This is a genomic window from Streptomyces sp. NPDC006544 (genome assembly GCF_040611715.1).
GTDB lineage: Bacteria > Actinomycetota > Actinomycetes > Streptomycetales > Streptomycetaceae > Streptomyces.
Map to the genome: position 1 here is coordinate 1 of NZ_JBEXOV010000157.1, position 11,245 is coordinate 11,245.

At 71.4% G+C, this 11,245-nt stretch carries 11 protein-coding genes; 9 read left to right on the plus strand and 2 right to left on the minus strand.

Going from position 1 to position 11,245, the window contains the following annotated elements:
• Nucleotides 1-314 precede the first annotated feature (314 nt).
• Nucleotides 315-1,811 carry an IMP dehydrogenase gene (locus ABZY44_RS35905; protein ID WP_356661429.1) on the plus strand — a complete coding sequence of 499 codons (1,497 nt, stop codon included), beginning with the start codon at nt 315-317 and terminating at the stop codon, nt 1,809-1,811.
• A gap of 61 nt (nt 1,812-1,872) precedes the next feature.
• Here the strand turns inward: ABZY44_RS35905 and ABZY44_RS35910 are convergent, their stop codons facing one another.
• A complete protein-coding gene (locus ABZY44_RS35910; RefSeq protein WP_356661431.1) occupies nt 1,873-2,793 on the minus strand; it encodes an MBL fold metallo-hydrolase in 921 nt (306 codons plus the stop codon).
• Between the two features lie 100 nt (nt 2,794-2,893).
• Here ABZY44_RS35910 and ABZY44_RS35915 point away from each other — a divergent pair, with 100 nt between their 5' ends.
• On the plus strand, nt 2,894-3,820 hold the full coding sequence (locus ABZY44_RS35915; RefSeq protein ID WP_356661433.1) for an AraC family transcriptional regulator: 927 nt from the start codon (nt 2,894-2,896) through the stop codon (nt 3,818-3,820).
• A gap of 124 nt (nt 3,821-3,944) precedes the next feature.
• On the opposite strand, the gene ABZY44_RS35920 is transcribed toward ABZY44_RS35915, so the two are convergent.
• Nucleotides 3,945-4,484 (minus strand): hypothetical protein, encoded by a 540-nt coding sequence (locus ABZY44_RS35920; RefSeq protein ID WP_356661435.1) that lies wholly within the window; start codon nt 4,482-4,484, stop codon nt 3,945-3,947.
• Between the two features lie 260 nt (nt 4,485-4,744).
• On the opposite strand from ABZY44_RS35920, the gene ABZY44_RS35925 reads away from it, so the two are divergent.
• The 7 genes from ABZY44_RS35925 to ABZY44_RS35955 all read left to right on the plus strand — a co-directional run bounded on the left by ABZY44_RS35925 (nt 4,745) and on the right by ABZY44_RS35955 (nt 10,852).
• Complete coding sequence (locus ABZY44_RS35925; RefSeq protein WP_356661437.1) at nt 4,745-6,097, plus strand: erythromycin esterase family protein; 1,353 nt, start codon at nt 4,745-4,747, stop codon at nt 6,095-6,097.
• 201 nt (nt 6,098-6,298) lie between these two features.
• Nucleotides 6,299-7,102: an alpha/beta hydrolase gene (locus ABZY44_RS35930; protein ID WP_356661439.1), complete on the plus strand. Its 804-nt coding sequence runs from the start codon at nt 6,299-6,301 to the stop codon at nt 7,100-7,102.
• Nucleotides 7,102-8,382 carry a SpoIIE family protein phosphatase gene (locus tag ABZY44_RS35935; RefSeq protein ID WP_356661441.1) on the plus strand — a complete coding sequence of 427 codons (1,281 nt, stop codon included), beginning with the start codon at nt 7,102-7,104 and terminating at the stop codon, nt 8,380-8,382. Before ABZY44_RS35930 ends, ABZY44_RS35935 begins: the two co-directional genes overlap by 1 nt.
• Nucleotide 8,383: 1 nt before the next feature.
• Nucleotides 8,384-8,728 (plus strand): STAS domain-containing protein, encoded by a 345-nt coding sequence (locus ABZY44_RS35940; protein WP_356661443.1) that lies wholly within the window; start codon nt 8,384-8,386, stop codon nt 8,726-8,728.
• A 186-nt stretch (nt 8,729-8,914) separates the two neighbouring features.
• Nucleotides 8,915-9,367 (plus strand): hypothetical protein, encoded by a 453-nt coding sequence (locus ABZY44_RS35945; RefSeq protein WP_356661445.1) that lies wholly within the window; start codon nt 8,915-8,917, stop codon nt 9,365-9,367.
• 149 nt (nt 9,368-9,516) lie between these two features.
• Nucleotides 9,517-9,972, plus strand: a complete 456-nt coding sequence (locus tag ABZY44_RS35950; RefSeq protein ID WP_356661447.1) for a hypothetical protein — start codon at nt 9,517-9,519, stop codon at nt 9,970-9,972.
• Nucleotides 9,973-10,237: 265 nt separating this feature from the next.
• Nucleotides 10,238-10,852 carry a hypothetical protein gene (locus tag ABZY44_RS35955; RefSeq protein ID WP_356661449.1) on the plus strand — a complete coding sequence of 205 codons (615 nt, stop codon included), beginning with the start codon at nt 10,238-10,240 and terminating at the stop codon, nt 10,850-10,852.
• Nucleotides 10,853-11,245: the final 393 nt, after the last annotated feature.

The window sequence follows — 11,245 nt, forward strand, 5'->3', positions numbered from 1 at the left end:
GGGGGGGCCCCCCCCCCCCGGCCCGGCCCCCCGGCACGAAGGGGCGCACGAGCGCCCTGCCGGGCCGGGGACCCGAAGTAGCCGTCGGAGGGGGGTGGTTGCCGCGAGGCCACGATTCGTTCGGCGGCCGCGTCAGCCGCTAAGGTGCCAGGTCAAGACCGCACCTCGTTCGACCCGGGGGCCGGCCAGGGCTCTGCACAGGGGTGTCGCCCCCAGGTTGCCGCGCTGATCCTGCCCGCCTGCCCGGCCGGGGATACGGGGCCGGTCCTCAGGGCGGGGCAGTCGGGCCCCGGCCGACGGGTCAGGAGGAACGAGTGGCACAGGTCATCGCCGAGGTCTCAAGGACGTTCAACGAGTTCCTGCTCCTGCCGAACCGGACGCGGACCGAATGCTCGGCCGAAACCGTCGACCTGCGCACGCCGCTGGTGCGGCACGTCGCGGGCGAGGCGCCGGCGATCGAGCTGCAGTCCCCGTTCACATCGGCGATCATGCAGGCCGTCAGCACACCCGACCTCGCGATCGCGCTCGCGCGCAACGGCGGTTTCAGCTTCCTGCACCACAACCAGCCGATCCGGGACCAGGCCGCGGCGGTCCGCCAGGTGAAGAACTTCAAGGCCGGGTTCGTCACCAGCGATACCAACGTCCGCCCTGACGACAGCCTGGGCCACCTGGTCGACGTCATGCGCCGCACGGGCCACAGCACCGCCGCGGTCACCCATGACGGGAGCGCCACGGGCCGCCTGATCGGCCTCGTGACCTCCCGGGACTTCCATCCCCAGCGTCATGATCTGGACGGACCGGTCAGCGGCCGGATGGCCGCCGTCGCCGACCTTGCCCATGCGGGGCCCGACATCACGCTCTCCGAGGCCAACGCCCGGCTGTGGGACGAACGGCTGGACTGCCTCCCGGTGCTGGACACCGAGGGCAGTCTGCAGCATGTGGTGTTCCGCTCCGACTACGCGGACAACAAGCGCTTCCCGAACCAGGTCGTGGACGCCGCCAAGCGTCTGCGCGTGGGCGCGGGCATCAACACCCATGACTATCGGGAGCGTGTCCCGGCCCTGCTGGAGGCGGGCGTGGACGCGGTGTGCTTCGACTCGTCCGACGGCTACAGCGACTGGCAGGCGCAGGCCCTGTCCTGGGTGAAGAAGCACTACCCGGAGATCCCGGTCGGCGGCGGCAACGTGGTCGACGGCGAGGCGTTCACCTTCCTCGCCGAGGCGGGGGCGGACTTCGTCAAGGTCGGGGTGGGCGGCGGCTCCATCTGCATCACCCGGGACCAGAAGGGCATCGGCCGCGGCCAGGCCAGCGCCGTGCTGGACGTCGCGGCCGCCCGGGACGCCTTCCGCGAACGCACCGGCGAGTACGTGCCGATCTGCTCCGACGGCGGGCTGGTGCACGACTACCACGTGGCCCTGGCGCTGGCGATGGGCGCCGACTTCGTCATGATGGGGCGCTACTTCGCGCGTTTCGACCAGGCGGCCGGCGCGAAGCTGCCCACCCGTGACGGCTTCGTGAAGGAGTACTGGGGCGAGGGCTCGAACCGGGCCCGCAACTGGCAGCGCTACGGCCAGGGAGGCCAGGGGCTGGTCTTCGAGGAAGGCGTCGACGGCTACGTACCCTACGCGGGCGACCTCAACGAAGGCCTCGCCCTGACCGTCGCCAAGCTCAAGACCACGATGGTCTCCTGCGGCTCCACCACCTTGCCGGAGTTCCAGGCCACAGCCCGGCTGACCCTGGTCTCGGACCAGAGCTTCCAGGAGAGCCACGCCAATGTCACCCTGCGGGACGCCCCGGCGACGGTCTCCTGAGAGCTCTCCCGATGGGGAGGGGCCCGTATGCAGGGTCACGAGACGACGCCCGGCGGCGCGGTCACGCCCCCTCCGTTCCGTACGCCGCCCACGCCCCGAGGGCGAAACCGCCGCCCTCGCGCCGGACTTCTACGGCGCCCGACCCACCGAAGTGCGCCGGTATGAGCAACTCCTTTTCGGTGGCGGCTCGTTCGAGGATCCGACGGCGGCTTGCCGCTGCCCGGTCCGCGTCCAGGCAGAAGCAGCTGTTGCAGGAGGGGTCGAGGATCTGGACCGGGCTGTGCAGAAGGTCGCCGACGAAGACCGCCCGGTCGCCCCCGGACGCGAGCCGCAGCACGGACGACCCGGGCGTGTGGCCGGGCGCCGACTCCAGAGTGAGGTGTTCGTCGATGCGGTGGGCGCCGTCCCACAAGACCGACTGCCCGGCCCGGTGGACGGGCGCGACGCTGTCCTCGTAGATCAGCCGGTCGTCCTCCCGGAGGCCGTTCCCGTACGCGTTGTCCGGACCGAAGTGGAAGTCGTCCGCGGCCGGTACGAGGTACTGGGCGTTGGGGAAGGTCGGTTCCCACCCGGCCTCCGCACCGGCCGTGTTCCAGCCGACGTGGTCGCCGTGGATGTGGGTGTTGACGACGACGTCGACGTCCTGCGGCCGGACGCCGGCCCGCGCGAGCCCACCCAGGAAATCCCCCTGCCAGTGGTGGAACCGCGGCGAGCCGGGCCGCTCCCGCCCGTTCCCGACGCCGGTGTCGACCAGAACGGTCCGTCCGCCGCTGCGCAGCACCCAGGTCTGCAACGCCACCACCGCCCTGTCGCTGTCCGGCTCCCAGTGGTCGGGTGCCAGCCAGTCCTCGTTGCTCTTCCACACCTCGGCGCCGGACTGCGGAACCAGGGTGCGCGCGGGGGCGAACGCCTCCTGCCACTCGACGACCCGGATGACCTCGACGTCGCCGAACATCATGCTCTGCTTGCTCTCGCTCTCCATGCACTCGACTCTAGGGAGGGTCGATGAGGCGCTCAATGCCTGGGGGACTCAAGGGAATACGCATCCGTCTCACCATTGACGTCACGGGTACGCTGGCCCGATGGACGTGGTGAGCGACGCGGTCTCGGCGATACGCATCGGGCGCCCTTCCTCCCACCGGGTGCGGGTGGACGGGAAGTGGTGCGTACGACTCCCTCCGTACGACGGCGCGGGCTTTCACGTGGTGCTGGAGGGCAGTTGCTGGCTGCTGCCCGACGGGGGCTCCGCCGTTCTGCTCGGAGCCGGCGACGTGGTGCTGCTGCCCCACGGAACCGGGCACGTGATCGCCGACGCCCCTGCCGATGCGGCCGCCGTCGGGCAGGCGGTGTCCTTCGAGCGGTGGCTCGCGGGGGACGCGCCGCGACGGACCCACGTCACCTCCGGCGGAGTGGAGATGCTCTGCGGCAAGTACCGGCTCGACCGCAGTCGCATGCACCCGCTCATGGCGGAACTGCCGGAGGTCGTCCACCTCCCGAACCGCATGGGTTCCCAGGCCGAACTGCGCGCCGCCATCGACCTGTTGGGGCACGAACTCGGCACACAAGGGCCCGGATCCTGCCTCGCGGTGCCCAGCCTGCTGGACCTCCTCCTCGTCTACATGATCCGCTCCTGGGCCGCCCGGGGGACCGGCACCTGGCCGGCGGTACTGGGGGACCCGGTGGCGGCCGCCGCCCTCCGGGCCCTGCACTCGGACCTGGCCGCCCCGTGGACCAACGAGCTGCTCGCCGCCGAGGCAGGCGTGTCCCGCGCCACCCTGGCGCGCCGCTTCACCAGCCTCGTGGGCCGTCCGCCGATGGCCTACCTCACCTGGTGGCGCCTCACCTTCGCCGCCACCCTGCTCCGCGATACCCCGGATCCCCTGGCGGCCGTCGCCCGCCGCGTCGGCTACAGCACCCCGTACGCCCTCTCCCACGCCTTCAGCCGGGAATTCGGCACGACTCCGGGGCAGTACCGGGCCTCGGCGGCGCGGCGAGCGGTCTCCACGTGAACGGACGCGGCGAACCGTCATCCGTGCTGCCCGCGCTCCGGTTTCGGCGATCGGCGAGGGCAGCGCGGAGCCCCCACCCGGAGGCAGGGGCTCCTTCGGCAGCGCGCGGGAGACGTCGGTCAGGTCAGCACGGCCTGATGGAGAAGACGGGAGTCCAGTCCACTCCGCCACTGCTGCCCTTTGCGGTGTGGTAGAAGCGCACGGAGCCGTCGGAGTTGTAGAACCAGGCCGTCGTCCCCCAGGTCTGGTTGTTGTTGAACGAACCGACGCCGACCCCGCCGAAGCCGTACAGCCCGCAGTAGTAGTAGTCGTAGAAAGAGCCGCGTCCGTCCGTGATGCAGAGGTGACCGCTTCCGCACGCCAGGGCGGCACCCGGGGCGGCGAGGTCCCTGGCCTCGGACTGGCCCGGCGCGGTGAGCGTCACCGCGCCGAACCCGGTGGCGAGTCTGTTCGCCGAGATCTGCCGGGCCCCGGCGTGAGCGGCGAGGTAGGCGTCGACCTCGTTCTGGAGCCGGCCCGCCTGGGCCTCGGTCAGCCCTGCCGCTCGAGCCTGTCGGCCGTACCCGGACGGCTGGGCCGCTGCCTGAGCCGCCCCGCCCAGGGACATGCCCCCCAGTAGAGCGGCCGTGGCGGCAACCACCGCGAAGAGCTTGCGCACGTACATGCCTGCTTCCCCTCCTCATCGAGGCGGGGGCTTCTCCGTCGGTCGCTCCCGCGCCTACCGACGGTCCTCCACGGGCGGGGCGAGCACCATGGTTTCACCCCTGGCCGAACAGTGCGGGGAGGAGACCGCTCGAGACACGGCGCGGTACCGGCCGGGGGTTATCCCCCCGGCAAGCCGGAGGAGGACCGCAGTGCGACGCCCGGCCGTCGCGGGCCATGATCGTTTCGTCCCAGTGCACAGCGAAACGAGGAGCGACCGGCATGACCGCGCACAAGCAGACCCTCGGCCGACGCAGACTGCTCGCCGCATCGGCCGGGCTCGCGGCCAGCGTCCTGCTGGCCCCGGCAGCCTCCGCCACACCCGCCTCCGCGGTGACGAACGGGGGGCAGGCCGAGGCGCTCCGCGTGCTGGAGCGCGCCGCCCACCCGCTGCGGTCGACGGAACCGGGCGGCCGCACCACCGACCTGAAGGCGCTGACGGCCATGATCGGCGACGCCAAGGTGGTCGGACTGGGCGAGGCCACCCACGGCTCGCACGAGTTCTTCACCATGAAGGAACGCGTGTTCCGCCATCTCGTCGAGGAGAGGGGTTTCACCACCTTCGCCCTCGAGATGAGCTGGACAGCAGGCCTGCGGATCGACGAGTACCTCCAGGGGGGCGCAGGCAACGCCCGGCAGATCGCCGGGGAGGAACTGGCCGGATCCCCGTGGGAGCGCGAGGAATTCGTCAGCCTCATCGGCTGGATGCGGCAGTACAACGACCGGCACCCCGGCCGGAAGGTCCATTTCATGGGCAACGACGTCGGAGCGCCGAAACTCGGCGACGCCGTCTTCGACCGGGTCACCTCGTACGTCCGCGCGAGCCACCCCCAGGACCTCGCGCGCCTCGAGAGCCTGTACGCGGGCCTGCGGCCCCTCGACGACGTCTTCGCCTACCTGGGCAAGCCCGTCGCCGAACGACGCGACAACGCCGTCGTCGCCCAGCGGGCACTCGACCTGGTCATGGCGAACAAGGGCCCCGGCGGTGACGCCTACGAGTGGGCCGAGCAGCACGCCCGCAACATCGCCCAGACCTTCGCCTTCGCCTCCCTCGACCTGTCCGATCCGGAGTCCGTGTCGGCCGCGGAGCACCTGCGCGACCGGGTCATGGCCGAAAACACCGTCTGGTGGCACCGGCGCACCGGCGACAAGATGCTGCTGTCGGCGCACAACGGGCACGTAGGTTACCTGTCCAGCGACCCCGTGATGTATCCCACGACACAAGGCGTCTTCCTGCGCGACACCCTGGGCGGGAACTACGCCGCCATCGGCTTCACCTTCGACCGGGGGTCGTTCCTCACCGCAACCACCCTCGGCGGGGCCTGGGACAAGGTCACCGTCCCCGCGGCCACCCCCGACATGCACGAGTACACCCTCGACCGGGTCCGCCCCCGCGACTACTACCTCGACCTGCGCACCCTGCCGCTCGTGGGACGTGCCTGGCTGAACGTTCCCCGGCCCGTCTACGAAGCCGGTTCGTCCTTCAGGAAGGACCCGCTCCCCACCCTGGCGATCGGCCGGGCCTACGACATCCTCGTCCACCTCCACCAGGTACGCGAAGCCACCCGTCTCTGACCACCCGCGCAGGGTGCCCCCGCTCCCGTACGGGCAGCGGGACGCCCCGTCGCGGACGGCCGGCCCGCCCCCTCGGCCGCCGCGGAATCCCCCCGCACGGTGGCCGTCCGTGCGGGGAAGGGTGGAGGAACGGCGCACGAGTCCGCGGGCCCCGGGCCGGGAGATCCTGGACCCGAGCCGTCCGGATGGCAGGATGGCGGGATGGACTTCCTGCGCAGGAACAACGTAAAGGTCATCGGATCGACCGGCAGGCCGGTGGTGATGCTGGCGCACGGGTTCGGCTGCGACCAGAACATGTGGCGCCTCGTGGTGCCCGCGCTGGCCGAGGAGTTCCAGGTGGTCCTGTTCGACTACGTGGGGTCGGGCGGCTCCGATCCGACCGCCTGGAGCGAGGAGCGGTACGCGTCGCTGGACGGATATGCCCGCGACGTGATCGAGATCTGCGAGGCCCTGGACCTGCGGGACGTCTCCTTCGTCGGGCACTCGGTCAGCGCCATGATCGGGGTCCTCGCGGCGGCCGGGGCCCCCGAGCGGCTCTCCTCCCTGGTCATGGTCGGCCCTTCACCGTGCTACATCGACGACGGCACCTACCGCGGCGGCTTCAGCGCCGAGGACATCGACGAGCTGCTCGAGTCCCTCGAGTCGAACTACCTCGGCTGGTCTGCCGTCATGGCGCCCGTGATCATGGGCAACGCGGACCGTCCCGAGCTGGGAGAGGAGCTGACCAACAGCTTCTGTGCCACCGACCCCGCCAAGGCCCGCGTCTTCGCCCGCACCACGTTCCTCTCCGACAGCCGGGACGACCTGAAGTCGGTGAAGGTGCCGACGCTGGTCCTGGAATGCACCCAGGACGCGATCGCACCGCGCGAGGTCGGCGCCTACGTCCACTCCGCCATCGCGCACAGCCGCCTCGTCACCCTCGACGCGACGGGCCACTGCCCCCAGCTCAGCGCCCCCGAGGCCACCGCATCAGCCATCAGGGCGTTCGTGAGGAACCCGCGGTGATGTGCCGCACCGCCCAGAACCCGGAGCGGCCCGACAGCGAAGAGGAAGCCACCGACGCCGTGTTCTCCACCCTGTTGGAGGACACCGTCGAGGAGCTCTACGAGTCGGCGCCCTGCGGCTACCTGTCCACCCTGATGGACGGCACCATCGCCAAGGTCAACGAAACCCTCCTCGGCTGGCTCGGCCTCACGCGCGGGGAAGTCGTGGGCCGCAAGCGCTTCACCGATCTGCTCACGGTCGGGGGCAAGCTCTACCACGAGACGCACTTCGCCCCACTGCTGCGCATGCAGGGCGAGGTCGGCGAGATCGCGCTGGAGCTCAGGACGTCCGACGGCAGACGGCTCCCGGTCCTGGTCTCCTCCCGGGTGAAGACGAGCGGCGACGGCGAACCGATGCTGATCCGCACCACCGTCTTCGACGCACGACAACGCCGCGCCTACGAAAACGAACTGCTCCGCGAGCGCAAGGCGGCGGAGGAGACCCAGCGCCAGGCCGAAGCCGACCGGGAGCGGCTGCGGGAGGCCCTCTCGGTACTCCAGCAGAGCCTGCTGCCCGCCACGCTCCCCGCGGTACCGGGCATGGAGGTGGCCTCCCACTACCACACGGCATCCGTGGACCGGCTCGGCGGAGACTTCTACGACCTCTTCCCGCTGGACGACAGGCGCTGGGCGTTCTTCCTCGGAGACGTCTGCGGCAAGGGCCCCCAAGCCGCGGCCGTGACCTCCCTGGCGCGCTACACCCTGCGCGCCGCAGCCCTCCACGATCCCGACCCCGTGGCAGCGCTGACCACCCTGAACACCGTGCTCCACGAGCGGTTCACGGGAGAGGACCCGCGCTACTGCACCGCGATCTTCGGGGTGCTCGAACCCGACGCCGCCAGCGGCGCCACCACCGTGCGCATCGCGTCCGGCGGCCATCCCCCCGCTCTCGTCCTGCGGGCCGAGGGGCGGGCCGAGTACCTTCACACCCCCGGCGGTCTCCTCGTCGGCATCCTGCCCGACCCGCAGTTCATCTCCGCCGGGACCGCACTACGGCCCGGCGACACGCTCCTCCTCTACACCGACGGCCTCACGGAGGCCCGCATCGGCGCACGCCGCGAGCTCTACGGGGAAGAGGCCCTGCGCACCTTCGCCGCCGGCCACGCCCAGGGCGGGCCGCACGGGCTGGTCACCGCCCTGCGCAAGCTGCTCGCAGGCTTCGGCGACGGCCTGGACGACGACACCGCCCTCCTCGCCCTCGGCGTCACCCACCCCGTCTCCGTCCAGGAGAGCACGATCTGACATGAACACCTTGACGATCACCCTCCGCGAGGCCGCGAGCGGCCCGGTGCTGGAACTCGAGGGCGACCTCGACTACGACCAGGCCCCCCGCCTGCGGCACACGCTGGAAACCCTCAGCCTGCGATCGGGCCAGCGGCTCGTCATGGACCTCTCGCGCATGCAGTTCTGCGACTCCAGCGGTATCACCGCGCTCCTCGTCGCCCGCAACCGCGCCGTGACCGCACGCGCGGAGATCGCCTTGGCGGCGGTCCCCGAACACACCGCCCGCATCCTGCGCATCGTCGGTCTCGACCAGGTCTTCCCGATCCACCCCGACGTGGACACGGCCACGGCGGTACACCCCTGACCGGAGCGGTCCTCCCCGGCGGCCGTCCGCCGTCGCGAGGGCGCCGGCCGCCGTGCTCACCGTGCCCGCGCCTCCACCCTTGCCCGCACCCATTCGGGCGAAAACACCCGGAGAGACTGCTCCACGTCCCCCGAAGTACGCCATGGTCTCTTTCGAGAGCACGGGGCTCGAAGAGGGGACGGAGCAATGGACTTGAGGCGTACCGGAACGATCCTGGGCACGGTCGCGCTGACCCTGTTGACCCTTCCGGCCGACGCGCACGCCGCGGCCGTCGCATGCGGCGGGGGCGTGTCGACCGGCCGTGTGGCCGTCAACGGCTGCATCAGTGCCGAGCGGGGATCGGCCGGCCGGTTCCCCACGCGGGAGATCACGGCGTACATCAAGGCGCGCAACACGGGCTCGAGGGGGCTGAACGTCTCCTACGAGGCGTTCTTCCGCGTCGTCGACGGTGGCCACTGGGAGAAGGTGGGCAGTGGCCGCACCTACGTCCCGGCCGGCGCGGCCCTCGATCCCGTCGCCGTGGGAAGCACGACCCGGGTGTGCGGTCCGGTGAAGGTGGAGATCCGCGTACACGCCCGGGCCGACGGCGCCGCCTGGAGCGGCTGGTCCCCGGCCGCCACGAAGCAGTGTCAGACCTGACCGGTCCCTCGCACCAACGTGCCGTGGAGCGTCCAGGGGGAGTTCAGATTCCGAACACCCGGTGTTCGTATGACATGTGAAATATCACATGTCATACGCACCACCCAAGACTCCCTTGGACGGTGCACGACACGAGAGGACGACCCCCGATGAACCGCATAGCTCTGCTCGCGGCCAGTGCCGCAGGTCTGGCCGTCTACGCGATCGCCCCTGCCCACGCCGCCGTCCTGCCGACCGATGCGACCGAGACCGTCACCTCCTGCGGGAACTCGCGCCTCCAGGCGGGCCTGGCGACGCGGGTGTGCGCGGAGATCACGGGGACCACCGTCGAGTTCTACGGGCGGGTCGGACTCGCCGGCCCGCCCTCCCCGGGCGGCCCGGCACCCGCCCCGAGGGAACTGCTCACCACCCTCTCGGTGGAGGTCGCCGGCGCGGCCGCACCCCGGACGCAGTTCACGTCGGCCCTCTTCACCGCGTCGAACCTCGAGGTCAGGGGAACCGCCGACACCGTCCCCTGCGGCTCGACCGTCCGCGCCACCTTCGGCGTGGCCTCGTACCCCTACGCGGCCAATCCGGTGGTCCACGAGGTCACCGTCACCTGCTGAGCAATCGCCCGAGGAGCCGTACGCCCGCCGGAGGCGCGCGGACCGGCGTACTCGGGCGCAACGGACGACGGCGGGGCGATCGTGCGCACGATCGCCCCGCCCGCGTACCCGACGGCCGGGGTGAGCCGGATGGGCTCGTGGCTCCCGTCGCCGAGTCGCGAACGGGAGCCTGTGCGGCGAGGATTTCACCTCGTGGCCCCGCGTGGTCGGACGGCCACGCACTGACCGGCAGCGGGAGTGACCGCACATCGAGGAGGGTTCTTACGTGACCACCCTGCGCGTACGAGCGGCCCGGGCCGCCGCCGTCGTTCTCACCGCGCTCGGCGCGGGCGTCCTCGTGGCGTGCGGCACCAACGGCGAGCAGACCGGCAGGGCGCCGTTCAGCGACCGGCCCTCCCCGCCCGACACGGCGTCCTTCTCCGGCGCTCCTCCCTCGCTCCTCGCCTCCGAGGCGGAGTCGATGATCGCGTCCGCGCAGGCCTCGGCATCGTCCGCGGCGGCTTCGGCCTCCGCGCGGGAGGCGTCGCGCAAGGCTTCGATCGGTGCCGAGGTCGAACGGTCCCGGCAGGCCGCCCAGAACGCGCTGAAGGACGTGGACGGCAGGGGGAACGCCCTGAGCGAGGTCTCGATGACCGGTAAGCCCCGGGCCGAGACGAGCGGTCTGCTCACCGTCGTCGTCAGCATCACCAACATGACGGACGCGAAGGCCTCCTACGCGGTCCAGGTCGACTTCGTCGACGCGGCGGGCAAGGTGGTGGAGACCCAGTTCACGGGAGCCGAGGACCTCGCGCCCGGCGCCCGGGCGCAACCCCTGGTCATCAGCCGCGCACCGCAGCAGCCGCCGCTCACTCCCCGGCTCTCCAAGGCCCAGCGCTACTGACGGCGCAGCGGGCGCGGGGCGGGCTCCTGCCCGCCCCGCGGCCGACAGCGGACTCCCAGGGGCCCGCCTCGTCGTGCAGCGGGCCCCCGCGCGAGCAGGTGTGGGCGGCATCCGTGATCTTCGGGTAGGGCGTGAGGATGTCGCGGTCGGCGAAGGGATTTGTCGTGATTTTCCCGTCGGGCGCGCCCGCTTCTCGCCCGCAGGCTGATGCGGTGCGGGAGAGCCCCCACGCCGCGCGACTCCCGCGCGCGGGCCTGGATGTGACACATGGCTCGTTTTCCATGGTGACAGGGGGTGCGGGCGTGTAGCGTCTGCGTCAGCTGTCGTGGTTCGGAAGTTCCCTTGCCCACGCCTGGGGCGTGGGTGTTTTGCTGTGCTGTGCCGCAGGGACCA